Raw genomic sequence first — 25,448 nt, 5'->3', positions numbered from 1 at the left:
TAGCAAAATATGGTAAAATTTATCTACCTATAAAAAGGGTAAAATTGCTCTAATAATATTAGTTTAAACCTGAAACAATCGTTTTTCAATTCAACTTAATGCTAAATTATTTAATAACCCATTAAATAGCTTTAAATTAACTTGATAAAATGATTGTAAAATTGATCTTTAAGTGATAGATTTAATAACGCTTTTCCCTAATAATTTAAGTGGAGTCTTTATTGATGAATATTGGCATTATCGGACTGGGTTTAATTGGCGGATCACTCGGTTTAGATTTATTCACCCATCGACAACAAACCCAAACCCAAATTTACCTATCCGATTCTCCTGTGTCTCTACCCCTATCCTATCGCATTTTGGGGATCAGTCGGAAACCGGAAACTTGCGAGGTTGCCGTCGCCCGGGGGGTTGTGGATGAGGCTAGTGTGGATTTATCTTTGATGGGTCAAGCTGATATTATTTTTATTTGTACGCCTATTGCTGCGATCGCTCCCACTATTATAGAACTAATTCCCTATTTACAACCCCATACTATTTTAACCGATGTGGGTTCTGTGAAAAAACCAATCGTGGACAGTTGTTCGGAATTATGGCCGAATTTTGTCGGGGGACATCCGATGGCGGGGAATACGGAAACCGGAATTGACGCGGCACAACATGATTTATTTATTAATAAACCCTATGTGATTACACCGACTAGCAACACACCCCCAGAATCAATTAGAATTGTAGAATCTATTGTGAATTTATTGCAAGCTAAAATCTACCATTGTCAACCGGAAGAACATGATCGAGCGGTGGCTTGGATTTCCCATTTACCTGTAATTATTAGTGGGAGTTTAATTGCGGCTTTAAGATTAGAAGATAATCCCGATGTTGATTTATTAGCTCACTATTTTGCCAGTTCGGGATTTAGGGATACCAGTCGGGTTGGGGGGGGAAATCCAGAATTAGGATTAATGATGGCAAAATATAATCGAGAAGCCCTATTGCGATCGCTCAAATCCTACAAACAAACCCTAGATCAAATCACCAATTATATTGAACAAGAGGACTGGGAAACCCTAGATAAACAGTTAAATCAAAACCATTGCGATCGACTAAAATTCCACTTCTAACCCGTAGTGAGTCCTTCAGGACTCTCTTATTATATTTATTATAAACGACGATTAACAACCAAATCCCATAACCTTTGCGGTAACTGAATCAAATGGTCTAATAATTCCTGGGGCCCAATTCCAAATACCAGTTGTAAAACTAATACAATAACTGCGATCGCAATTGCTGTACTAACACTCGCTTTCAACACCTGAACTGCCCAGGTAAAAACCAACCAAGCTACCAATAAAGAGGCTAATAAAATAATTAATTCAACCATGATAAATTAAAGGGGTGAGAAACCGGGTTTTTCTAGGGATTTTGATATTTAGTATTAGGTTAACGCAAAAACCCGGTTTCTGAGAGTTGGCTGTTAACCCGTAGGGGCGGGTTCCGTCACAATATTTGATATTAACAAATAACCTCAATAAACCCGCCCAAACCTAGAAGATCCCCCCTAGCCCCCCTTAAAAAGGGGGGGACAAGATGTGACTTAAAAGGGGGGGACAAGATGTGACTTAATAAGGGGGGGACAAGATGTTCTTAANAAAAAGAGGGACTTGGGGGGATCTTCCGGGGTCGGGGGGGGTTTAGGCGGTTTTGGGGTGGGAATTTTAGATTAACGCGAACCCGCCCCTACGGTTTCCTAACAGATTTTGCTAAAAAAAAATAAAAATCCTCGCTTCGCTCGGACACAAGGGAAGAAGGGAAAAGAAAAAAGAAGGGTAAAGGGCAAAAGGGCTAAAGGGTAAAGGGCTAAAGAGTCCACGCAGACGGGAGGGAAACAACACGAAATCCGCAGACGCAGATCCGACCGCCCGGCCCGTCCCAGAGACGAACGGCACCGCGGCAAAGCCCGGGATCGAAGGACCACGAACCACCGCGAAGCAACCGGTTTTGATTGCTGCTTAATAATTTGGTTAAATTTTCAACATCATAGATTTGATAACGATTATCATTCTTATTCTGCTCATCCCAAACTTCTCCTTGCGTTGGTGCTCCTTCATAGTTTTCATGCCAAGGGTCGGCGCACCATTCCCAGACATTGCCATGGAGATCATACAGTCCAAAGGTGTTGGGAGGGAATTGACCAACGGGGGTGGTTTGTTGCCGATACTCACCAGGAGATTCATCAGCATAAGTTCCCTTATATAAAGTTTCTCCTATTTTTTCATCTTGTGCCTGATAATTGGCTAAATTACTGGTTAGGGTTTCCCCAAAGTAAAAGGGGGTTTGAGTTCGGGCACGACAAGCATATTCCCATTGAGCTTCTGAGGGTAAATGGTAGGGGCGTCCGGTGCGTTGGAGCAGTCGGGCACAGAATTCGACGGCATCGTACCAGGAAACGTTTTCTACGGGTCGGTGAGATCCCCCCCTAGCCCCCCCTTGGGAAAGGGGGGAACCGGAAGTTCCTGAAGCCCCCTTTTCTAAGGGGGTTTGGGGGGGATCTTCTTCGCTTGTTAAAGGGGTTTGGGGGGAAACTCCTAAAGCCCCCCCTTGATAAGCAGGGCTGTTTCATTTTAGAAAATTGGGGAGTCAAATTGAGTCCCCAATTTTCACGCCTTGAGGCGAAAAAACTGAGTAATTCTAACTGAATTGTCTGGAATGTTGCTCAGGGGATAATCTTTCTGATTTTTGAGTAGCAAAAACTTCTCTACAGGTTTCGTAGAGAGAATTTACATCTATTTTATTGGGATTTTTACCGATGGAGAAACTCGATTATCTTGAGAATTTTAGGGGAAAAAGTTCCGAAAGAATGAAAATCTTGTGCCAGTGCTCAGTTAACCACCGTTGTCCTTCTGTTATTGACACAAAACCCAAACTTCTGAAAAGATTGATCACCAGAGTTCTTAGAGTTGAGAAGTTGGTAGCCGCTTGAAAGTTACGAATTCGGCTTTTATCTTCTTGAAAAATTACATCTTTTACCCAATGGCATTGATTCTCAATCCCCCAATGTCCTTTAATGATTTGAGCCAAGGTTTGAGCCTCGTTAACAGCACTACTGATATAATATACTTTTTCTTGGTAGGGTTTTTTTCCTCTGTTGCCACTTCTTTCTATCTGAATCACAAATTTCAGATGTTTCCAGCCTTTGTGGAAGTTTCTATTCACTTGATAAATCGAAACTTTTCGAGTAACTTTTCTGCCATGGCTGTGTTCATGGGTTACATCTACACTCAAAAGATTTTCACTTTTTATTACGGTTTCCACTTGCTCATATAACTTTTTTTGATTTTTCTTTAAAGCCATTATATAATCATTTCCACTCTCAATTACTAGGGCAGCAGTCTTCTGATTACAATGCAACGCATCAAAGGTTATTACCTTTCCTTTTAACTGGCAATCCCTTACTATCTATTGGGCTTGGCTGATTTCTGATTCTTTTTTGTTCTCTAACTTTTTCAGGTTTAATACACATCCCGTTCTTTGACTAAACAATGAAACAATCATCACAAAATTTTGGGATTTATTTCCATAATCTATGAGAGTGCTTCTGAGACTTTTTCCATCTACTGCCAACCAATCTAGTTCTTCTTGATATGGATAATTATCACTAGCCCACTCATTAAATATCTCGATTAAATTTGACCAATCTACTCCTTCTATTGCTCTTCTTATTGTTGAGTATGATGGCAGTTTTTCCCGCTTTATTTTTAAAACTTGACGAAGTTCTTTTTGATTGATTTTGGCAAAATTTTCCAGTTCTCTGTACCCTAAATTTCTCGACATTAGCCCCAAAATGACTATTAATAATACTACCCAGAGCGGATGCCTTATTCCCTGGGCTTTCCGGTAATCCTTGACTTTTTTCAGTTTTTCTATTAGAGTTGTTAGCATCTTTATTTTTGTAAAAAACTAGCGATCGCTCTTGATTTTACCAGGTAGCGATCGCTCTTTCTTTACTCTTTTCCACCCGACTTTGAAACAGCCCTGCTTGGTAATGGGGGAGTTAGAGAAAGAGTCACCCCAACGTAACCAACGCAGCATTTTTTGATATTCTGCGGGGTTGAGGGCAAACATCGGGACTTGTTTGGGGTATATTTTGGCGATATCCTCCGCAGTCGTATCTAACCAACGGTGACGGGGGAGAGGGTTTAACCAAGCGACACGGGAAACGGTATCGGTGAGGAGGTTGAGAAATTCTACGGTTTCGTCCCAACGGTCAGGGACTGAACGTTGTTTTGCCGCCCCGGCATCACTAATAATTAAAGCAACGGTATTCTTAGGGGAAAATTCACTTAAAATTTCGATATCTTCCCCTTGTCGCAGTTGCGGGTCACGATATAAGCTATCGGTTGGGCAGTTATGGAAATAGTAAACCGTCGCGCCTGACCACAGGTTAACCCAATGGCGACAAAGGGGATGAAAGGGGGCCATTGAGCCTTTTTGGTCGAGGAGTAATAGGACTTTTGGGGGTATTTCTAGGGTCTGGGTGGGGGCGAAAACAGGTTTAATGAAAAAACCATCTTTGGTAATTTGTTCAACGGTAGCGGGAATATCTATTTCCTTGAAAAAGGTTTTTGGACGTTGCGGTTTAAAGGTTTCCCATCCTTCCCGTAGTTGTTGACGAGTTACGGGGAAATAACACCTTTCTTGCCAATTTACAGAAATAGCAGTTCCCACTTGCAGGTTTTGGGTTTCAATTGTTAAGTATTCTTCCGGTTCTCCATCGCCCTCCTTTTCAATGGGGGTTGGGGGGGTATCATCGGGATTTTCTGGAGTATATTTATCTAAATTGCCCCCCTTTTCAATAGGGGTTGGGGGGGTCTTATCGGGGTTTTTTGAACTTAAAATTAACTCTTGCCAACAGGTATCAAACTGATGCTGTTCTTCGGGAGATTTAACCCAAACGGCTTGACAAAGGTATTTTATTTTATCAAAATTAGTCGGATCAAAACCATCCTCAATAGACTGGGTTAAGGCTTCCACTGCAAAATTATACTGGTCAATTCCTAGGGGAAAATCAGCTTTTTTGAGTTGCTCAAATAATTTTAGCAGAGGTAAAGCGGTTGTCATTTTTGAGGTTAGGTTTTACATTGTTATAGAGTTTAGTTGGGAAATTAGGAAGATCATTTTAAGTTAATGCCCTGAACTAAAGTTCGGGCTAATAGCTGAAGTCATCTAAAGATGACTGAATAATGATCTTGATTAACCCGTTTCAACGGGTTTTAGCTTTTAGCCTGAAATTGATTTCAAGGCTTAAACTATCAGAATATAACACAATTGCTACGAGATTGGGGATTTTAGGTTAAATAAGCTGTTAATTATCTAAATTTTCGAGACGATCCAAGCCAGTAAGGGGTTTCAGCCTCTAAAATATACAGTTTAAATGCTCAACAGCTTATCCTGATAACTATTAGAACTCTTATGATCTTTGAGTAACGTACTTGGTAGAGGAATTCCTGGTTTTTCGAGCATTGCCTTAATTTCCCCCGTAGGATAGTCATAAAGGGCTTTAAACCAATCAATTAATTCACTGGTACTAACTTGTTTAGGGAGTTCATCTTCTTCCATTGCCTCTCGCAGTTTCATAAATTTATCTAAAGCCTCTTTAACTATTATAGCCGGAGGATTCTTAAACCGACTATTAATAATTTCGGTTAACCGTATCCTATCAGGAAATTCAACATAATGATATAAACACCGTCGCAAAAAGGCACTGGGAAGTTCCTGTTCTCGGTTAGAGGTAATAATAATAATCGGTGGTGCAGCTTTATTAGCACGTTCCCAACGGGGTTCGCCATTTTCTTCTCGGAGTTCTTTAACCAGGAATTTCTGTTGGTCAATAGCTAATAATAAATCATTGGGTAAGTCTTTATCCGCTTTATCAATTTCATCAATTAAAACAATAGTCCGACAGTCCTGTTCTCGAAAGGCATATCCTAATGGCCCCCAGTTAATAAAATTTTCTGGGTCACGGGGGTTTATGTTGTCATCTTGTACCTTTTCTTTGTCTAATTGTGCGGCTTGAAGTCTTCCCACATAATCATAGGTATAAAAGCCATCCTGGGCTTTACTGGTAGATTGAATATTCCAGAGTCTATATTTCCATTGAATATCAGGATAACGTTTATTCAGTTGATAAGCAACCGCCGCCGCTAACTGACTTTTACCACATCCGGGCTCTCCTTCTAACAGTAAAGGACGGTTGAGACGAATGGCTAAATTAACCGCTTCTACTAACCCATCACTGGGATAATAGGGGTAAATTTGTTGGTCAACTAAATCATTCCATTCTCCCCCTTTAGGGGGTGGAAATTCTCCAGTTTCATCTTTTGTATATTGAATTTTGGTGTTAGGGTTTATTGGTGTGGGTAGGTTTGCCATTGTCGCATTAAGTCCTCAGTTTTACAGTCGAATTGTCGATATAAAGCCCGAATTATTTTTTCTGTTCCTCCTTGACCTTTTTCTAGGATACTTTGAGAAAGAGTAGCTGGATCTTCTTTAAGCGTTATCTCAAATTCAAAAGCAATTCTAGGGAGAATTTCAATTAAATCTTTTGCTTTAAAAGGATTAGCTGGAGTGAGTTCTGCGATCGCATCTTTTAACATATCACAATTTTTCCATTCCGTTTGCCAATTATTTTCTTTGCCACTAGAGATCATAAACATTAAAATCTTACCAGATTTTTCTGGATTTACCCTAGCCAAAATCGGTTTCCAAAATTCGTTAATCAAGTTTTTAAAGTCATTAAAATCATACTTATCAACATTAATAATCAGAAAAATATATTTGCTTTTTAAGTCTTCATTAAGTAATTGATCAGGATATTTTTGCTTGAATATTGATGTTAAATCTTCGATTTAAGGAGAGGTGTGTTGAGATTGACTCAAAAAATCTTCTGGTTTTACTTCTACTTCTTTTTTGCCAAAAGTTTTAATTTCATATGCAATTCTTCGCAACATCCAAGTCCGACTAAAGGAACAAGAATTAATCACTAAAAAGGCTTTAGGTGAATGACTTAAAGCTAAATTACTACAAACTAAATCTTTTTGCTCTTGATGATTAAATGTATTTAAAACTTCTACTAATAAGGTTGCTTTTGTACTATCTTTTTTGTGTTTAAACGGTGTTTTCTGATCTATAACCTTCTGCCAAGATACCCCTAAAACTTCGCAAAAGGCAATAAAAATATCTTTATCAATTAGCTTCTTACCTGATAAAAAATAACGCCAATTTATATCAGTGATTCGATCTGTTCTTAATTTATGTTTATCAAAAAAGTTGTAGAAATCATTCAAACGTAACTGAGTACGATCATCGGCAATTAAATTATTGATGATTGTTAAAACTTTTTCTTGAGAATCATCGGTAAAAATAGTTAATGTGACTCTTGAATATTCATTAATGGGTGGCTTAATACAATTTTTATCAATAATTGCTTTTAACTTTTTCAAGTTAAGAGTTGGGTTGGGATTATCCTTATTAACAGAAATTCCTAAAGCTGGAAGAATTACATTTTGCAATTGATACAAACTCGCATCTGTTAAGGCTTGGTGAGATTTGTCGGATGCCCATCCTGTCCCCCGTCCTTTCTTTGCGCGTGCTGTCTCAATTATTTTTTGTCCCTCTGGTGAAGCCTTAACTTTGTTAGTCATCCCTAATCGTTACGCGGTGAAGTCCTGATCCTGATCAAAACCTGATCAGAATTTGGGTTTACTGAGTCTGGTGTGAGATCGTGTCCACAGCTTGAGAAAACAAGGGTTTTACGACCCTAGACTATCAAGCCTGAACCTTGACAACTGCATAGCAACCTTTCGGTTGACATGAAAGGCCATCGATTCAGTTATCTGTTCAGACAAGTAAATCAACGGCTCGAAAACTAATGATTAGTCAGATTGTACAGCAGAACGGTGTTTCCTCGCCTGACAGGGTTAATTATCCGTTTGAGAAGTTCCTGGTCGCAATTAAGGTGATCCCGTCTCATACGTTGACTCTGGAGAAACTGAAAGATTTGGTCACTCGGTTGCATTTACCGAAGGAATGTTGGGAGGCTTTCGTTTTATTTCTTCCTGATCGCTATGGCCATCAAATCCTGTGTCGGAATGATTCTGTTGAGGTGCTGGTGATGTGTTGGGGGCCAGGTCAACTCTCTGGCGTTCACCCCCACAAACAGGCCGCGTTGAATGTGACTAAAGTCCTTCAGGGCTCGATCACTCAACAGCGCTATATTGCCGACGAAAAACGGAAATTATTCTGTTGGAAAAAAGAAACCGTAAGTGCGGGGGAAATTACCTGGACTGACCGTTATGAATACCACCAGTTAGTTAATAACAGTGATGAAGATTGTGTGACATTGCACGTTTATTCGCCTGTCAGAGACTAGGGATTATAGGACTCAATAGAAACCGGGTTTCTCTGAGAGAAAATGCTTTCTTGATAAAAACAAGACAAGAAACCCGGTTTCTCATTCCTTTTATGTCAATTCTGATTTTTCCCTCTGGTGAAACCTTAACTTTGTTAGTCATTCCTAATCGTTACGCGATGAAATCCTGATCAAAACCTGATCAGGATTTTGGGTTACTGAGTCGAGTGTGAGATCGTATCAACAGCTAAGGAGGTTTTATTTTATGGATTGTTTGAGAGATCATAAACAAGGGCGTAGAAAGTGTGACTTAGTACAACTCCCCAATACAACCAAAGAGTTCATGTGTACTGAATGCAAAAATCAGTTTATTAAAAAAGGTGAGAGTAGCGATTTTGATGGGGTCTGGATACTGTTGATTGTGTGTCTTCTGTTCTTTGTTTTTCTGTTGAGTGGGTGCAGTAAACAATCCAAGTTACTGTTAATCAGAATCGCGGATAGTAGTGCTTCAGCCCTCAATGATCCTCAACAACTCAAAGCATCTAAAGATACTTGTTTTGGTCTGGCAGATGCTTCTAAAACAGGGGATAAACAGGCCTTAATTGAAGTGAGTCAAGAGGTAATTGCCACCGATCCAGCGATGATCAAAGACTCCAATGATAGCTATTCTCTCTGTCATCAAAAAACTGAATCTAAAGGCCAAGGAACCTATGTCTGTCCGGCTTTAGATTTGGCTCTTGAAATGAGCGATCGCCACCCTGAAACCCCAATTATTGTACTGCAAATTCAAGCCAACGAAGGAGAAGAATTTTGTCCCGATACCTTAAAAAACCTCGCCAATAAAGTCTCGTCCCGACAAGGAAAACTATTAATTATTGGCAGTACCAACGATGGCAATACTGGATTTAATACTAATCTTTGGAGCAGCCTCAAAGATTTACCTAACACCCAATTTTGCAATCAGAATATCCGAAGCTGTGTAAAAGAGTCAATCCAACAAATCAGGAGTAAGTAAAACTATGCTTTCTAAATTCGATGAAGATGTGATTTTACAGGAGTTTATCGCCGAAAAATTATTACCCAATCAACTCCCAGATATCTACAAAATCTACCCGCGTTTGGCTAAAAATCTAACCATTCTTGCGCCTTTAAAGTATGCCTTGGAGATGAAAAGAAAGTATAGCAATCCTAATTGAGCAAAGAGGGTTGGGAGACCCAACCCCTACGATTTTCACGCAATACTACCCCGTTTTCTTGCTTCCTTATAGGAAATTCCCACATTTCTTAGTCCCGCTTTAATCATTTGTTGCTCCAACATCGTAAAAAATCGAGTGCGATCGCCTCCTTTCACCACCGCTTGATTATGGGCTTCTGCTAACACCACCGGATAGCCATATCCCTTTTGAACTTGCGCCATCACCATTCCCAATGCTAACTCTAATTGGTCAGAATTTTCCACTACCCAAGCCGGAACTTCTAAACGAGCAATTTCACTACCCATATTCACATAACAAAAATAGATTTGATGATGTTCATATAAATCCAAAATTGATGAATTAGAACGCCAGAAAGGACTGCGTTGACCGGGTTTTAATTGGGATTCCCATAATACCGTATCCCGCAGGGGTTCAAACACTTGACAAGGGGCTTTTTTCTCCGCTCCCGTTGAAATTATACCTCCTATCCCCGGACAATGTTGTAAACAATTGGGTTGATCAAAGGGACAAGCCTGTAATCTTAAAAAGGATAAACTTTCACTACTGCGAGAAGCACTTACATATCCAAATAAAGGAATACCCGCTAATCTTAACTGTTCCCAAGATTCTAAAATTGGTAATAAAATTAAATCTCTAGCTTCTGAGGGTAATTGTTCTAAAAACCAATAGATTAAAGAACCATCAACTAAAGCTAAAGTGGGAACATTTAACTGTTGATTTGGGGAAATTTCGAGTAATTGATTTCCCGATTCTGCTAAAATAATCGCTTCCGATACCGCCCGACGATATCCCATCCATTCTTCGGTTTTAATTCCCCATTGCCGGGATAAATATAAATCTTCCGGGCGATAATAAATTTCAGGAATACTATCTAAAATCGGATGACGACTTTGACCATAATGTAAAATCACCCGCCCGACATTAATTAAATAACAATAGGCAATTTCATGGGCACTGGGCGCAATTTGGGAACCATCCGTGGCAAAAACCGTATGGGCGGAAGGTGGCGCATTAATATCAGGACAATAACTTAAAGGTTCTAAGGGAGTAGCTGGTTTAAAAATCATTCTCGGTTTAAATTCTGCATAGTTTCGCATTAACTGATCATCATTTAATTTCGCTTGTTCGATTAAATTTAAAGCGATTTCAATGCGTTTGCGGGATGCTTCAGCTTCTCGATTAATATGTTGGCTCATGCCTTGCATTTGTTGAGCCAATTTTGTTAGATCTAACATAAGTTATTTGAGGAATTATAGTAACTAAACCAACTGTTGAGCGATCGCCTCACTTGAGACAAATCAATTCTACCCTGAATGGAGTTCCATAATCAGAGTTCAAAATGACAAATTTTGAGTTGATCATCTTCATAATAGATAGAAGCACCAGCATGATGTTTTTGGTAAAGTTCACATAACTTTAAAGCTTCAAATTCTAAACTGGTGCGTCCCGCTAAAGAACGATAATAGTGATAGGTTGGGTCTAATAAAATGGAGTTAGAAATTGCTAAATGTAAGTTCAAAGGATAAATAGCCAGAGGTTGTTTTTCCACAAATACAAATAAATCTGGGACTTCGTAGGGAAATTGAAAATCATCAAACTTTACCTCCGTTAAATATTGTTTGACAAATTCGGCTAAATCTTCATGCCAACCCGCCCGATAATTTTGAGCTAGTTGTTCCGGTGGGGCGACAATAATCCAACGTTTGAGCGGAAATGTTGTGCGAATTTCTAGGCTTTTACGAGCAGCAACTTCATATTCCAAATAATTAATTTTAGCCGGGGGTGGCAGCAGGAAATTACAGGCAAAACAAAATAGTAAAATCAAACAAGCTATTTCTGAATTTCGTCTCAATATTGGGAATAAAAGCCAACTGATAAATAAAAATACTAAGGCAATGAGCAAACTGAGTCCCACAGGTAACGTAATTAGAAATACCCGAAAAAAGTCAAATTTTTCTGGAGAAAAAGCAAATAATAAAGCCAACAATAACCAGGAGATCGCAACCGAAGCCAATCCTAAAATCCGGCTCCCCATCACTCCTACTATTCCGATCAAGGCAAGAATCAGTAATACAGGTGCCGCCATCGCCACCATTGCTAAACAGCAACAGGTATCAAGTACCGCAGTTGGGCGCAATTTTCTGATATGAACCCTGGTAAAACAAGCCAGAGAAAGAACTAAAAACATAGCTGCAATTTCTTCATCACCCACAGCCCACTGTCGAACCAGGGAAAAGTTCAAGCTGCCGATCACAGTTCCTAAAACTTGCTGACCCCACAGGGGTAACTGTTTAGAAATTTCTGGAGACCAGGTAAACAGATAGGCTCCCAAACTGAACATTCCCACCCAAGCAACCGTACCCTTTTGAGTCAAAGTTTGCAGACTGTAACCCACACTCAACACCAGCAAAAACCCAAACAGAGGTTGAAGGAACCTTATAACTTGTGCGCTATCAACCGAAGCCAGCAGCGACATCACAGCAGTCAGAACTGAGAAGACAGGTAAATATTGAACTTGATGTTGAATTTTATCCCAATCTCCCGTTAAAAATTGCTGAGTTAGCAGTAAGTTCTGGTAACTATCGGGAGTTGCTAGGCGCATTTCTAGCAGGGGATGTTCAAAACGCAGTAATAAAGTGAAGCTCAAGATGACGGTTAATACTAGGATTTTGAGGGTTTTTTGAGGACTGTTAATGGTTTGAACACCGATGATCATTAACAATCTTTTTTGATATTGCTGATAAATGAGGGAGAAACTCTTGAAAATCTGTTCCGTAGGGAGTCCTTGGTCAAGTATGTCCAGGAATAAAAACAATAACCCCTGAACAAATATAGTTAGTTTTTCCCTGGCTGTTTTCCGTTGGCGATAATACCAAACAATCAGTAACAATATCGTGTAAAATAGCACCAAGGTTAACCAACTGAACAGATGGAAAGCAGTGAGCGCAAAAACTCCAACTGTTACCACCAATGAGGTTCGGGCGAAGGCACTCACAATTTTGCTGTGCCAATGATGATGATAAGAGCTAGAAAAACTTTTATAAGGCAACCCCAAAAATAAAATAGCCCACAGGGTATACAGCCAAATCGCTGAGATCAAGTCCAGAGCCAATATTTTCATAATTAAAAAAACACGCGAGATTATACCACACTAACACTTGTTAAATCAAGTCGAATTTTGATTTTTCATGAAACATTCATATAAGAACCCTTAATTCTTATTTTTCTTAAAGAATCGGTAAAGTTCGGCTCGGACTATTGCAAGATTCTGGTCGTATGAACCATCATTAGCTTAAGTAAATACACTGATCCGAACAAGTAGTCGGTTTAACTTAAGGTTAACGGTGAAAACTAGGAAAAAGTAAAGATATGTAAACACCTTTACAGTTCTTTACATAGCTGGGTTTATTCGTTTCCGACTACTTAACCACTTTTAAAAGTAGAGGAGGTATCTGTGATGCAAAGAAGTAAAAAGATATTAGTGACTGGAGGCGCTGGTTATATTGGCTCCCATGTCGTCAAACAACTCGGGAAAGAAACAGATTACGAAATCGTAGTCTATGATAACCTCTCTACCGGATCACCCAAAGCAGTGCTTTATGGGGAATTAGTCGTAGGAGATTTAGCAGACTCGCAAAAATTAGCTCAGGTGTTTGCCGAACATCAATTTGATGCGATTCTGCACTTTGCCGCCAGCATTTCAGTCCCCGAATCCACAGCCAATCCCCTGGCTTACTACGGAAACAATACCCGTAACACATTAAACCTGCTGCAATGCTGTGAAAAATACGGAGTCAAAAAGCTAGTTTTTTCCAGTACCGCCGCCGTTTATGGAGAAACCGCAGAAAACCCGGTGCGGGAGTCAACCCCCACCGCACCCATCAATCCCTACGGTTACTCCAAACTGATGAGCGAACAGATGATTCAAGACTACAGTCGAGCATCGGGATTAAAGTATGTGATTCTACGGTACTTTAACGTCGCCGGAGCCGACTCCAGTGGGCGCATTGGTCAAACCAACAAAAAAGCCAGTCATCTGATTAAAGTCGCTTTAGATGCCGCCTTAAACCGACGGGAATCCGTGAGTATCTTCGGCACAGACTTTCCCACCCCCGATGGCACAGGTATTCGTGACTATATCCATGTCGAGGATTTAGCCGCCGCCCATATTGACGCCCTGCGTTATCTGCAAGACGAAAATGACAGCCATATTCTCAACTGTGGTTATGGTCAGGGGTACAGTGTCAAGGAAGTCTTAGCAAAAGTCACAGAAATGTCGGGACGACAATTCCCGGTGGTTGAGATTGAACGACGAGCCGGAGACCCCGCTTGTGTGATTGCTTGTTCCGATAAAATTCGTCAGATTTTGGGTTGGAAACCTCAATTCAATAATCTGGAGACAATTGTGGGTAGCGCCCTAGCTTGGGAGTTGCAGTTAATGTATCCCGAAGAACCAGTAAAAAAGATGCCCAAAACGCCCGCAGCTTTTGCTCTGGGTACAATCCTACTCCAAAAGCAATTTATTTCTCGGAATCAATTGCAAGTCGCCTTGCAAGAACAAACTAATACAGGCAAAAAACTGGGGGAAATTCTGTTGCGGAAGTCTCTGATTTCTCATCAAACTCTGCAAAACTGTTTGCAAGAACAATTCTATTTAAGACAACGTAATTTATTAGCCAGTTAATCAGAGCAGTTTAGACAAAAAAAACCCTTTTTAAAAAAACCAGAGTCAAATTCCAATTATTTGTCAATTAACCAGAGCAGTTTAGACAAAACCCTTTTTAAAAAACCAGAGTCGAATTCCAATTATTTGCCAGCTAACCAGAGTAGTTTAGACAAAACCCTTTTTAAAAAACCAGAGTCGAATTCCAATTATTTGCCAGCTAACCAGAGCAGTTTAGACAAAACCCTTTTTAAAAAACCAGAGTCGAATTCAAAAATTTTAGCCAAAACTTCAAGTAGTATCATTTCCTGTCCGATCCCTCTTTTTTGGATAGACGGGACAATCGGGGCTTTTAATCGGTTCAAAGGGCGTAAATTGTCTCAAATCGCCAAACTGACAAAAGAGGGCTGATACCATTTCTCTTTCACGGTGCAACTTATTCCCCCCTTTTTTAATGAAATCGGGGGGCGAGTGCCCTGCAACTTCACTCCAGATTAATATGACTAATCTTTGATTAGTCACTCATTGAGTACCCATTTTTTATCAAAAATATAGGAGTCATGATGACAAACCAATACGAAAACATTAACGTTGACGGAAAGCTGACGGATTGGACACAGAATGAGCGCTTAGATTCCGTCTCCGGGACAGGAAAAGCCGGATATGAAATTTACGGCAAATATGCCGCAGATGCTTATGTTTTTGCCTTCAAAGCCGATAGTACGACCATTGGTGCTAATACCACTTTATGGCTGAATACAGATCGGAATACCAAAACGGGTTATACATTATGGGGGTCAACTTCAACAGTTGGAGCCGAATATAACGTCAATTTTGATAGTAATGGTATCCCGGCTCTGTACACTGGGGCTGAGGGCGCAACTAAAGTTTCCGACCTTGATTATACCTTTGATCCCGACAAGAAAATCGTAGAATTTGCCGTTCCCGTGAGCCAATTACAGGGAACACCCAAAGCTGTCGATGCCTACATTGACATTAACAATACTGACTTTTTACCCGGGGATTATGGCAGTCAAAAATATACGGTTTCAGCACCAAAAGTTTTAATCCCAAGAACAGATCTGAGTAAAAAAATAGGTATCGTCTATTCAGACACCACCGCAGCCAAATTCTTCGATAAAAAAGCCTATACCCAGCTATTTCTGTCCGCCCAATCCCAAGCCATGCAGGCTGGAATTCCGTTTGATATTTTAAACGAGGATGATCTAACGGATATTACAAAACTGGTCAATTATGACAGCTTAGTCTTTCCTTCCTTCCGCAACGTTCCCACCAGTAAACTGCAAGCCATTGAAAACACCTTATCAGATGCCGTTTATGACTATAAAATTGGGATTGTTACAGCCGGAGATTTCCTGACCAACGACGAAAATGGTAATGCTTTGCCCGGAGATTCCTATAGCCGGATGCGCAAACTCCTAGACCTGACAAGGGTTGATGGGGGCGGGCCAGTGAATGGGACTCTCACAGCCAAAGATGTAACTAATCCAGTCATGAAAGGGTACGCCGCTAATGAGGCGATTCTTAACTATAGCAACATATCCTATAACACTTATGGCGACGGTGTAACAGACAATAATCAACCCAAGGTTGTCGCAGATTTAGTTGCCAATGGCAAAAATAGCGAGGCGGTGATTACCACCCAAACCGGAGGCCGAAATGTTCACTTTGCCACGGAAGGATTTTTAGCCGATAGTAACTTGCTTTGGCAGGCGCTACAATGGTCTGCGGAAGGGACTGAACCCACAGTACGACTGAATATGAGCCGGGATCAGGGAATCTTTGTTTCTCGGAATGACATGGATCAGTCTCAGGAAACCTATGACGTTAATAATGGAATTTACGATAAACTGCTGCCGATTTTAGACAAATGGAACAAGGACTACAATTTTGTCGGTTCCTACTATATCAATGTAGGTGATAATCCCCCAGACCAAACCACGGATTGGAACAAGTCTGGCCCCTACTACCAGCAGATGTTGGCCCAGGGGAACGAAATTGGTACCCACTCCCTGACCCACCCAGAAGATACCAATGTTCTCACCCCCACCCAACTAGAAAAGGAATTTAATCAGTCCCAATTGGTGATTGAAAAAAATTTAGGAATTAATGTGACTGGTGCAGCCATACCAGGGGCTCCCGAAGGATTCCAAGTCAGTCAAGAACTGAAAAAATACCTCGATTATGTCAGTGGGGGATATTCAGGAGTGGGAGCCGGGTATCCGAATGCGTTTGGCTTACCCTTTAAAGGAGAAGACTATGTTTATTTAGCTCCGAACATGAAGTTTGACTTCTCTTTAATTGAGTTTGAGAAAAAAACGGTACCCGAAGCAGAAGCCGTATGGAATCAAGAATATAACGACATTGCCAGTCACGCCGCCATGCCCATCTTCCATTTTCCTTGGCATGATTATGCCCCAACAACCGCCCCGGGCGCGGCACCCGGTTATACCGAGCAGATGTTTACCAACTTGATCGCTAAGGCTTATAACGCCGGGGCAGAATTTGTCACCGCAGCCGATTTAAGCAATCGGATTAAAACATTTGAAAAAGCCAAAATATCCACATCAAGTACAGGAAATACGATTACGGCTAAAGTTGAAGCCGCTACTAATACCAGCGTCGGTGACTTTGGTTTAAATGTGGAAAAAGGTCAGCAAATCCAAAGTGTGAATAACTGGTATGCCTATGACGCAGACACGGTATTTTTGCCGAAAACCGGGGGCGAATTTACCATTAACCTAGGGACAACTCCCCAAGATGTGACTCGGATTATTGACCTACCGATGCGCTCAACATTGGAAAGTGTTACGGGTGACGGTCAGAATTTAGACTATACCTTTACCGGGGCGGGAACTGTCAAACTTGATTTGAAGATTCCCCAAGGTCAAGAACCGGTGATCACAGGCGCGGATAGCACCACCCTGAACGGCGATATTTTGGAGATGGTCTTTAAAAATGGAGGCTCCCATACTGCCAAGGTCACCTTTGGTACTGTAGATAAACCCCCCACGGTGGCTAGTCCCATTACTGATGTTACCGCCACCGAAGATGATCCAAGCCAGACCATCGACTTAAGCAGTGTCTTTGATGATGTTGATAACGATAAAAACCTGATTGTCAAAACCATTAAAACTAACAGTAACGAGGCATTAGTTACTTCTAGTATTAGTGGAAATACTCTCACCTTAAACTATCTAAAAGATAAATCAGGTACGGCAGACATTACTGTAGAAGCGACATCCAATGGTCAAACAGTAACTGACATTTTTACAGTCAATGTCGCCCCTGTCGATGATGCCCCCACGGTGGCTAGTGCCATTGCTGATGTGACTGCCGCTAAAAATGCGCCGCAGTCTACGATTGATTTAGCCAATGTCTTTGATGATGTTGACAACGATAAAACAGCCATTACTAAGACCGTATTAACTAATAGTAATACTGGATTAGTTACTCCGAGTATTAATGGAAATACGCTGACCTTGAACTATTTGAACAATCAATTCGGTACAGCAAATATTACAGTTCGAGGTACATCTAATGGCAAAACCGTAGATGATACTTTTGTTGTCAAGGTCAATGATTCCCAGGTTACCACCCCCACTGACCCCGTAATTACCAACCCCAATACACCTTTCAATGTTATTAACGTCACCAGTGCCAATAACAATAATGTTAAAGGAACTGCTGCTAACGATCAAATTAACGGTCTTGCTGGGGATGAGACCCTGGCAGGACAAAAAGGGAATGACATCATCAATGCTGGGGACGGGAATGACATCCTCAAAGGCGGGGACGGGAATGACACCCTCAATGGTGATGGCGGGAATGACCAACTAGCAGGTCAATTAGGCGATGACGGATTAAATGGGGGTGCAGGTAACGATATCCTCAGTGGGGGTGGAGGTAACGATTCACTCAGTGGCGGTGCAGGTAACGATAAACTCAATGGGGACGCAGGTAACGACCTCCTGAACGGGGATGCAGGTAATGATTCACTGAATGGGGGTGGAGGTAACGATTCACTCAGTGGCGGTGCAGATAACGATAAACTCAATGGGGAAGCGGGTAACGACCTCCTGAAAGGGGACGCAGGTAACGATACCATCTTTGCCGGAGACGGCGATGATACCCTGATTGGTGTCGATAGTACAACATTTGGAAAAGGCGAAATTGATGCTCTCACCGGGGGTCAGAACAAAGATCGCTTTGTATTAGGAGATTCAAGTCAAGCCTATTACAATGACGGCGATAATACCAACAAGGGATTAAATGATTATGCCCTAATCTCTGACTTCAAACTGGCTGATGATATCATTCAACTGTACGGAAGTGCCTCAAATTATCGCTTACAGTCCCGATATAGTCTCAGTGGTAATACGGGTACCGCTATTTGGTTAAAAACTTCAGGCACGTCGGAGGAATTGATTGCTATTGTTAAAGCGGATCAAACCCTCGCTTTAACTAATAGTAATACTTTCAGTTTCGTTTAGCAGCAACTGGATGAAACCATCCTAACTCAATGTCTAGCGGGCAATCTTCTTGCCCGCAGGACAAACTTTTTTCTCCTCAACCTCCACATTAAAACCTTTTTTGATCACTTTTTGCTCACTTTAAATCCAACAAAACCCCAATATTAACAAAGGATAAAAGTCATGTTTATCTCTACAATTCACAATATTATTGACCGTTTTCCCCTAAATTTACCCAAAACCCCCCTATTCGGAACCGATGGGATTCGGGGAAAAGTCGGAGACGTTCTCACCCCATCCCTGGCTCAACAAGTCGGATTTTGGACAGGGAAAATCCTACAAGCGGAGAATCAGAAAAAAGGGCCGGTAATTATTGGCCAGGATTCTCGTAACTCCAGCAATCTGTTAGCCTCATCATTATCTGCGGGTTTAAGAGCCACCGGATTAGAGGTTTGGTATCTGGGTTTATGCCCCACTCCCACCGTTGCTTATCTAACTCACATTTCTGAAGCAATTGGTGGGGTAATGATTTCCGCCAGCCATAATCCCCCGGAAGATAATGGAATTAAAATATTTGGAGCCGATGGTACAAAGTTAACCACCGCCCTACAAAAACAGATCGAAACTGGCATCCGAGGAGCCGGGGGAAAAATAGCCTACGAACCCGAACAGCCAGTAAAGTATGGATATCAACACGCTCGACCCGAATTATTAAATCAATATCTTCAGTCTTTACAAAACTCCCTACTCCCAACCTCCGATTTGTCGGGTCTACGGATTGTTTTAGATTTAGCCTGGGGAGCCGCCGTTAATTTAGCACCCCAAGCCTTCGCTCAAATGGGAGCCGAAGTCATTTGTCTGCATGATCAAGCCGCTGGCGATCGGATTAATGTTAACTGTGGCTCAACCCATCTCGCCCCCCTACAAGCCGCCGTGCAGGAAAATCAGGCGGATTTAGGTTTCGCCTTTGATGGAGATGCTGACCGAGTGATCGCCGTCGATGGTCAAGGTCGAGTAATTGATGGTGATTATATTCTCTACTTCTGGGGCAAAATGCTGCAACAACAGCAACAGTTACCCGGAAATACGATTGTTTCAACGGTGATGGCTAATCTGGGTTTTGAAATGGCCTGGAAACAGTTGGGCGGGAAGTTGATCCGAACTGCGGTGGGCGATCAATACGTTCATACAGAAATGATGCAAACTGGTGCAATGTTAGGGGGCGAACAGTCCGGTCATATTCTCTGTCGTCATTACGGTATTTCTGGAGATGGTTTGCTCACCGCATTGCATTTAACTGCCTTAGTACAACGTTCTGGCTGTTCCATGAGTCAACTGCGGGAACAAAGTTTTTCCACCTATCCTCAACTGTTAAAAAATCTGCGAGTAGAAGACCGGGAGCGACGTTGTAACTGGCAACAATGTGAACCTTTACAAAAGGCGATCGCTAAGGCCGAAACAGCCATGGGAAATCAAGGTCGGATTTTAGTTCGGGCGTCTGGAACTGAACCCCTAATTCGGGTGATGGTGGAGGCGATTAATGCTGACCTGGCCAATTATTGGTCTGACAATTTAGTTTCAGCCGTTCAGCAATATTTGTAAAAGCAGGTAATAGGGAACAGGTAGGAAAGACTGGATCAGTCTTAATCCTAACTGTTCTGGCAACTGCGATCACCCTCTTAAAATTTCCTGAATTTATGCAATTTTTGTTCATCAATTAATCCGCTTTTTTAAAACCTACTTCCAAAAAAACTCTAAAACTATAAAGCTATGGACGCCAGAATCCCTAATCAACGTTCTTCTCTTGATCCCCAAGGAAAAGCTTCCTTATTTAAGACCGAAGCAATTTCTGGTTTAAACAGCAACTCTCCGTTTACCAGCCTACCCAGCTTTTTAAATAAACCCTATCCTAAATCGGAAGTCGGTTTTGTCAATGAGGGGATTAATGGCGATAAATCCTGGCAACAATTGTTGGTTTTATTTATCATGGCGTTCAGCGTCACCGCCGGAATTTATTTCGTGCGTTATCGCCTGCGGGAACCTCTGCCGATTTTAACTAAATTAGAACAAAATAACCAAATTGGTAAAACAAAATTTACGGGAAAAATTCAACCTGCGAAAACCTTTGCGATCGCTTCCTATTATTCATCCATCGTTGAAGATATCAAAGTAGAAATCGGCGATCATATTCAAGTGGGACAACCGTTGTTAGTCTTAAAAAATATTGAGGCTGAACGGGAACTCAAACAAGCCAAAAAAGAACAACAAACCCTACTCCGAGAAAGAAAAGTTGCCCGACAACAACAGCAAGCCTTGAAACAACAGCAGAAAATCGCTCAACAGCAGCAGTTAGCGGCTTTAAAGCAAAAAGACATGGATTTGCAAGAACAACAAATGGGTCAACAGCAAGAAATCCTCAAGTTGGAACAAAAGATCCAATATTTTGATCAAAACAGCGCCCCCCTACGGGCGAATGTTGCAGAGGCGGAGTCTGAACTCAAAACCGCCCAAAACCAGATGCAGCAAGTCCCCTTACCTCAACGGCAAGATTCTGTGGAACGGGCTGAGGCTCTGTATCAGAAGGCTGAATCTTCCTATCAGCGTTACCTAGAATTGCGGGAACAAGGGGCGGTCTCTGAGGAAAAACTCGAAGAAATCGCAGCCGAAATGAAGGTAGCCCAGGCGGATCTTGACAGTGCGAAAGCGGCGATTGTAGCTTCAGAAACCTTTACCCAAGCACAGACAAAACAATCTCAATTGCAAAGTCAACTGGTGGTTGATCAACAGCAACAAGAACTGACGGACATGAAGGCGAAGTTAAAATTGGCTCAGTTACAATACCAACAATTGACGGAACAACGTCAGATGGTTCAACAACAGTTGGCGGAATTAAGAGCTATAGAACTTCCCTATGAATCGATAGAAACTAACTCCTCAGACCCAGAAGAACTGTTGACGGAAATTAAAACGACAGAAGTAATTACAGCGACTCGCTCTGGAGTTATAGTGGATTTACCAGTGGCGGTGGGGAATCAAATTTTTGCCGGGACGAAGGTGGTCGATCTGGCGGAAATAGAAAACCTGAATGTGGAAATTCCTGTGAGTTCCCGTTTAATTAATGCTTTACATCTGGGTCAAAAGGCGATGGTCGAAATCGGCGGGGGAGACAAAACCCAGGAATTTGAAGCTAAGGTTGTGAGAATTAATCCTTTACCCTCAGAAGACCTTAACCATCAAGTCATTTTACAGTTTAAAAATGTTAAAAATGACTTGCTGGCAGGTCAGTTAGCCACGGTTTATTTCTGGTGAGCAGCAAAACCTAGGGGGGATCTAAATTATAATGACTATAACCTAAAAAATTCATCCCCTCAATGAGCCCAAACCGCCCCTCTGTACTCTTGACAACTGAAGGTACTTATCCCTTCCACAAAGGCGGGGTGAGTACCTGGTGTCATGTATTAACCCAAGAACTTCCAGAAGTTGATTTTAAACTGTTTGCCATTGTTGCCAACCCTTACCTCCCCCTACGGTATAACTTATCAACCAATGTTAAACAAGTTGTAAAATTGCCTCTATGGGGAATTGATGACCCGGTTGAATATTCTTGGCAATCGCCTTTTTCTAACGCCATTAGAAGTAAATTTCAGACGACCAAAAAAGTTGTCGCTACTCAATTTTTACCTCGATTTGAGAAATTTATACGCGCTATTCTTTTTGAAGATTTAGACATCGATCAATTGGGCGAACTGCTGTTAGACATTCATAAATACTTTCTACATTATGACTACCATATAACCATGATGTCCGACTCGGTTTGGTCAGTTTATCAAGATTTAGCCTGTAGCAACTGGCAAATTGAATCGGAGCGCCTTGAACCCACCATTAATGAATTAGCTGAAGCTATCCGTTTACTCTATCGTTTTTTGCTGGCGATTAATATTCCAGTTCCCCACACAGATATCACCCATTCCTCAGCAGCGGCATTTTGTGGTTTACCCTGCGTGATTGCCAAATTGGAACGGGGAACTCCCTATCTGTTAACTGAACATGGGATTAATATTCGTGAACAATATCTTAATCTTAACCGTAGTATTCCTTCAGTGTTTGTGCGCCGATTTCTCTATAAAGTTGTGGAAGCTGTGGTCAGGCTTAACTATCATTTTGCCGATCAAGTTTCACCAGTTTGTGAATATAATGCTCGTTGGGAAAAATGGTGGGGAGTGCCTCCTGAAAACATAAAAGTAATCTACAATGGTGCAGATCCAGAACAATTTCATCCAACGCCCCCGGTGCAAAAAGAACGCCCCCAGGTGATGAATATGGGTTTAATTTTTCCCTTAAAAGGTCAGTTAGATTTAATTGAAGCGGCTGCAATTGTCCGAGATAAAATTCCCGATGTGGAGTTTCGTTTTTATGGCAAAGCATCCGATGAGGGATATTATGCCGAATGTTTAAGAAGGGTAGAAAAATACGGGATTGAAAAAAATATCAACTTTGCGGGTTTTACCAGCGAACCCTGGCGTGCTTATAGTGAAGCTGATGTGGTAGCCATGTCCAGTATTTCGGAAGGGTTTCCCTATGCTGTGATTGAGGCTATGTTATCGGGTGCTACGATTGTTTCTACCGACGTCGGGGGAGTCAGTGAAGCCCTGGGAGATACGGGGTTAATGGTCAAAGCCGGTCGCCCCCCAGAGTTAGCCGCCGCCATTCTCAAGTTATTAGAATTACCGGAAACTGAACGTCGCCAATTTGGTCAACGGGCTTGCGATCGCGCCTTGGATTTATTTACTCAAAGACGTTTTTTAGATTTACATTTAGAGAGTTATTATCGACTGATGAATAAACCTTTTTCGGATGTTGAAAACCAGCTACAGGAAGTGGAAGTTCTGAAACAATAAAATTATGATTAATCTCGATGAAAAGCTCCAAGAATTAATCCAGGCTGTCCAAGAAATTAGTCCTCATTTAGCAAACTATTGGCAAGCCACTGCTATTATTGAATCCCTTGGTTATACAGACAGAATTATCAGAGCAGAATTTGGTTTTGATAATGCTCGGGATTTGGGTCAGTATGTTTATGAATATTTGAACAATGCACCCGTTTCTCCAAAACAAACAAAAAAAGATGATGTTTGGAAAACAATATCCTATGAAATTTTAACTTTTATTAATGAATTTTCTCAAAGTTTTGTTTATGCCCTGCCGTTGATTATGATGTTAGGGATGGAGTATCTCGGGATCGGAGATAAAAAGCAGGTAATCTCACCGGAATTAGCGTCACTTTTTACAATAGTAACCATGGCCAGTCTCACCACCGCCGGTGGATTCGTACAAATGATTAGTCGCCGAGGTCTATTCTACATGACATTAGGCGAAATTCGTCAAGCACAACGAGTTTCTACTTCCCTATTATCCCTGGGAATTATTACGACTATTTTCCTGGGATTCTTGGGCTTATGGTTTGGATTTTATCGAGGCTTATTTGCCGATCATTATATCATTATTGCTGTATTTTACTATCTGTTACTCAGCATTTTGTGGATGTTTTTAGCCGTTCTTTCTATTCTATCACGCTGGAGCGGGCCATTGGTTTTAATTGGGTTAAGTGGATTGTTTCTGTTTTTAAGATTACAGTTGGGTTTAGGCACATTAATTGCACAAATATGGGCCATGTTTATTGGCTTATTAGTGGTTGTTGGATTGGTTTTATTTTGGTTTATTAAACACAAAGATACTGATACAGGTTCTCCCGTTCAATTACCTCGCCTCAGTGCCGTTGTCTATTTAATGTCTCCTTATTTTGGCTATGGATTAGCCTATTTTAGTTTTATTTTTGCTGACCGTATTGTGGCGGGTTTAACCATTAATCCTGCTTCTGGTCTACTATTTGCGATCGATCTTAAATATCAAAAAAGCATGGATTTAGCCTTACTAAACTTCTTAATATTAGTGCCATTATTGCAATATTTAGGATATATATTTATTCGTTATTGGTATAGTAAATCTAAAATTTTAACAATTCATAATTTAGCTAATTTTTCTTCTAGGTTATTTTTCTTTTATTGGTCAGCAATTATCATGGCAATAATATTTTTAGGGTTATCAGTTTTTCTAACTGTAGGTATCCTTAGACCGGATAATTGGACACAACCGGAAACAATGCAAGCATTATGGGGCTGTTTAGGTTATTTTTTCTTTGTTTTGGGTTTATTTAATGGATTAATTTTGTTTAGTTTAAATCAATCCACTACGATTTTTAAAATGTTAGTTATTGCTTTGATTGTGAATATTACAGTCGGGTATATTTTAGCCCATACAATTTCTGTCTTTTTTACCGTTTTCGGTTTAATAGCAGGTGGATTTGTATTTATGATTTTATCGAGTAAAAAGGTCTTTAAAGCTCTGAAAAAACCCGATTATGCTTATTATCTGGGTGGTTATTAAGTGTTAGGTAATGGGGATCGCGGATTTAAGAGGATTTCACGGATTTCACGGATTTTAATTTGTCCCCCAATCAAGTCGAGGGCAGGGTTAATCTGCGTAATCCGCTTAAATCCGTGATCGGTAATTACTAATTACGAATTACTAATTACTAATTACGAATGGGTAATAGGGAATAGAGAATATAAAGAGTTTACCTCCCCTGCTCCCCCTGCTCCCCCTGCTCC

17 protein-coding genes and 2 pseudogenes are annotated in these 25,448 nt (G+C 41.0%); 10 read left to right on the top strand and 9 right to left on the bottom strand.

Annotated features, from left to right (window positions below; translation table 11 throughout):
* Positions 1-224 precede the first annotated feature (224 nt).
* Positions 225-1,121 carry a prephenate/arogenate dehydrogenase gene (locus PL11201_RS11010; protein WP_079678662.1) on the top strand — a complete coding sequence of 299 codons (897 nt, stop codon included), beginning with the start codon at positions 225-227 and terminating at the stop codon, positions 1,119-1,121.
* A 38-nt stretch (positions 1,122-1,159) separates the two neighbouring features.
* On the opposite strand, the gene PL11201_RS11005 is transcribed toward PL11201_RS11010, so the two are convergent.
* From PL11201_RS11005 to PL11201_RS10975, 7 genes and pseudogenes are all read right to left on the bottom strand, one after another.
* The gene (locus PL11201_RS11005; RefSeq protein ID WP_339394360.1) at positions 1,160-1,381 is read right to left on the bottom strand and encodes a hypothetical protein; all 222 of its coding nucleotides are present in this window, start codon (positions 1,379-1,381) and stop codon (positions 1,160-1,162) included.
* Between the two features lie 476 nt (positions 1,382-1,857).
* Positions 1,858-2,472: pseudogene (locus PL11201_RS11000) on the bottom strand (formylglycine-generating enzyme family protein); the annotation flags it as partial.
* Positions 2,473-2,820: 348 nt separating this feature from the next.
* Positions 2,821-3,939 (bottom strand): annotated as a pseudogene (locus PL11201_RS10995) (ISAs1 family transposase).
* Positions 3,940-3,957: 18 nt separating this feature from the next.
* Positions 3,958-5,118: a hypothetical protein gene (locus tag PL11201_RS10990; RefSeq protein ID WP_079678658.1), complete on the bottom strand. Its 1,161-nt coding sequence runs from the start codon at positions 5,116-5,118 to the stop codon at positions 3,958-3,960.
* Between the two features lie 309 nt (positions 5,119-5,427).
* Positions 5,428-6,429 (bottom strand): AAA family ATPase, encoded by a 1,002-nt coding sequence (locus tag PL11201_RS10985; RefSeq protein WP_079678656.1) that lies wholly within the window; start codon positions 6,427-6,429, stop codon positions 5,428-5,430.
* A complete protein-coding gene (locus PL11201_RS10980) occupies positions 6,405-6,779 on the bottom strand; it encodes a hypothetical protein (protein ID WP_079678655.1) in 375 nt (124 codons plus the stop codon). The genes PL11201_RS10985 and PL11201_RS10980 overlap by 25 nt, the downstream gene beginning before the upstream one ends.
* Positions 6,780-6,905: 126 nt before the next feature.
* Positions 6,906-7,700: a hypothetical protein gene (locus tag PL11201_RS10975; RefSeq protein WP_079678653.1), complete on the bottom strand. Its 795-nt coding sequence runs from the start codon at positions 7,698-7,700 to the stop codon at positions 6,906-6,908.
* A gap of 356 nt (positions 7,701-8,056) precedes the next feature.
* On the opposite strand from PL11201_RS10975, the gene PL11201_RS10970 reads away from it, so the two are divergent.
* The 3 genes from PL11201_RS10970 (at position 8,057) to PL11201_RS26440 (ending at position 9,603) form a co-directional block, all read left to right on the top strand.
* Positions 8,057-8,428, top strand: a complete 372-nt coding sequence (locus PL11201_RS10970) for a cysteine dioxygenase (RefSeq protein WP_234996665.1) — start codon at positions 8,057-8,059, stop codon at positions 8,426-8,428.
* 244 nt (positions 8,429-8,672) lie between these two features.
* Positions 8,673-9,422, top strand: a complete 750-nt coding sequence (locus PL11201_RS10965) for a hypothetical protein (RefSeq protein WP_079678650.1) — start codon at positions 8,673-8,675, stop codon at positions 9,420-9,422.
* 4 nt (positions 9,423-9,426) lie between these two features.
* Positions 9,427-9,603 carry a hypothetical protein gene (locus PL11201_RS26440; RefSeq protein ID WP_159451530.1) on the top strand — a complete coding sequence of 59 codons (177 nt, stop codon included), beginning with the start codon at positions 9,427-9,429 and terminating at the stop codon, positions 9,601-9,603.
* Between the two features lie 35 nt (positions 9,604-9,638).
* On the opposite strand, the gene PL11201_RS10960 is transcribed toward PL11201_RS26440, so the two are convergent.
* Both PL11201_RS10960 and PL11201_RS10955 read right to left on the bottom strand, forming a co-directional pair.
* A complete protein-coding gene (locus PL11201_RS10960) occupies positions 9,639-10,859 on the bottom strand; it encodes a DNA double-strand break repair nuclease NurA (RefSeq protein ID WP_079678648.1) in 1,221 nt (406 codons plus the stop codon).
* Positions 10,860-10,951: 92 nt separating this feature from the next.
* On the bottom strand, positions 10,952-12,745 hold the full coding sequence (locus PL11201_RS10955) for a hypothetical protein (protein WP_079678646.1): 1,794 nt from the start codon (positions 12,743-12,745) through the stop codon (positions 10,952-10,954).
* A 336-nt stretch (positions 12,746-13,081) separates the two neighbouring features.
* On the opposite strand from PL11201_RS10955, the gene galE reads away from it, so the two are divergent.
* From galE to PL11201_RS10920, 6 genes are all read left to right on the top strand, one after another.
* Positions 13,082-14,308, top strand: coding sequence for a UDP-glucose 4-epimerase GalE (gene galE, locus PL11201_RS10950; RefSeq protein ID WP_079678644.1), 1,227 nt, complete (start codon positions 13,082-13,084; stop codon positions 14,306-14,308).
* A gap of 539 nt (positions 14,309-14,847) precedes the next feature.
* Positions 14,848-18,801, top strand: coding sequence for a polysaccharide deacetylase family protein (locus tag PL11201_RS10940; protein WP_079678640.1), 3,954 nt, complete (start codon positions 14,848-14,850; stop codon positions 18,799-18,801).
* Positions 18,802-18,963: 162 nt separating this feature from the next.
* Positions 18,964-20,382: a phosphoglucosamine mutase gene (glmM, locus tag PL11201_RS10935; protein WP_079678639.1), complete on the top strand. Its 1,419-nt coding sequence runs from the start codon at positions 18,964-18,966 to the stop codon at positions 20,380-20,382.
* Between the two features lie 168 nt (positions 20,383-20,550).
* Positions 20,551-22,089, top strand: a complete 1,539-nt coding sequence (locus PL11201_RS10930; protein ID WP_079678637.1) for an HlyD family secretion protein — start codon at positions 20,551-20,553, stop codon at positions 22,087-22,089.
* Between the two features lie 89 nt (positions 22,090-22,178).
* Complete coding sequence (gene pelF / locus PL11201_RS10925; protein WP_200816752.1) at positions 22,179-23,678, top strand: GT4 family glycosyltransferase PelF; 1,500 nt, start codon at positions 22,179-22,181, stop codon at positions 23,676-23,678.
* Positions 23,679-23,682: 4 nt separating this feature from the next.
* Positions 23,683-25,224, top strand: a complete 1,542-nt coding sequence (locus tag PL11201_RS10920; RefSeq protein WP_079678633.1) for a hypothetical protein — start codon at positions 23,683-23,685, stop codon at positions 25,222-25,224.
* Positions 25,225-25,448: the final 224 nt, after the last annotated feature.

Origin of the sequence: Planktothrix sp. PCC 11201 (assembly GCF_900009135.1) — a bacterium.
In the GTDB taxonomy this organism is placed as follows: Bacteria; Cyanobacteriota; Cyanobacteriia; order Cyanobacteriales; family Microcoleaceae; genus Planktothrix.
The sequence above is the reverse complement of the archived record's forward strand: the minus strand, read 5'-3'. Positions and strand labels throughout refer to the sequence as shown.

What these genes read in the sequence shown, in the direction of transcription:
- PL11201_RS11010 (WP_079678662.1), top strand. Translation starts at nt 225, where the DNA reads ATGAATATTGGCATTATCGGACTGGGTTTAATTGGCGGATCACTCGGT.
- PL11201_RS10920 (WP_079678633.1), top strand. Translation starts at nt 23,683, where the DNA reads ATGATTAATCTCGATGAAAAGCTCCAAGAATTAATCCAGGCTGTCCAA.
- PL11201_RS10990 (WP_079678658.1), bottom strand. Translation starts at nt 5,118, where the DNA reads ATGACAACCGCTTTACCTCTGCTAAAATTATTTGAGCAACTCAAAAAA.
- glmM (WP_079678639.1), top strand. Translation starts at nt 18,964, where the DNA reads ATGTTTATCTCTACAATTCACAATATTATTGACCGTTTTCCCCTAAAT.
- galE (WP_079678644.1), top strand. Translation starts at nt 13,082, where the DNA reads ATGCAAAGAAGTAAAAAGATATTAGTGACTGGAGGCGCTGGTTATATT.
- PL11201_RS10940 (WP_079678640.1), top strand. Translation starts at nt 14,848, where the DNA reads ATGATGACAAACCAATACGAAAACATTAACGTTGACGGAAAGCTGACG.
- PL11201_RS10930 (WP_079678637.1), top strand. Translation starts at nt 20,551, where the DNA reads ATGGACGCCAGAATCCCTAATCAACGTTCTTCTCTTGATCCCCAAGGA.
- PL11201_RS10985 (WP_079678656.1), bottom strand. Translation starts at nt 6,429, where the DNA reads ATGGCAAACCTACCCACACCAATAAACCCTAACACCAAAATTCAATAT.
- PL11201_RS26440 (WP_159451530.1), top strand. Translation starts at nt 9,427, where the DNA reads ATGCTTTCTAAATTCGATGAAGATGTGATTTTACAGGAGTTTATCGCC.
- PL11201_RS10965 (WP_079678650.1), top strand. Translation starts at nt 8,673, where the DNA reads ATGGATTGTTTGAGAGATCATAAACAAGGGCGTAGAAAGTGTGACTTA.
- PL11201_RS10955 (WP_079678646.1), bottom strand. Translation starts at nt 12,745, where the DNA reads ATGAAAATATTGGCTCTGGACTTGATCTCAGCGATTTGGCTGTATACC.
- PL11201_RS10975 (WP_079678653.1), bottom strand. Translation starts at nt 7,700, where the DNA reads ATGACTAACAAAGTTAAGGCTTCACCAGAGGGACAAAAAATAATTGAG.
- PL11201_RS11005 (WP_339394360.1), bottom strand. Translation starts at nt 1,381, where the DNA reads ATGGTTGAATTAATTATTTTATTAGCCTCTTTATTGGTAGCTTGGTTG.
- PL11201_RS10960 (WP_079678648.1), bottom strand. Translation starts at nt 10,859, where the DNA reads ATGTTAGATCTAACAAAATTGGCTCAACAAATGCAAGGCATGAGCCAA.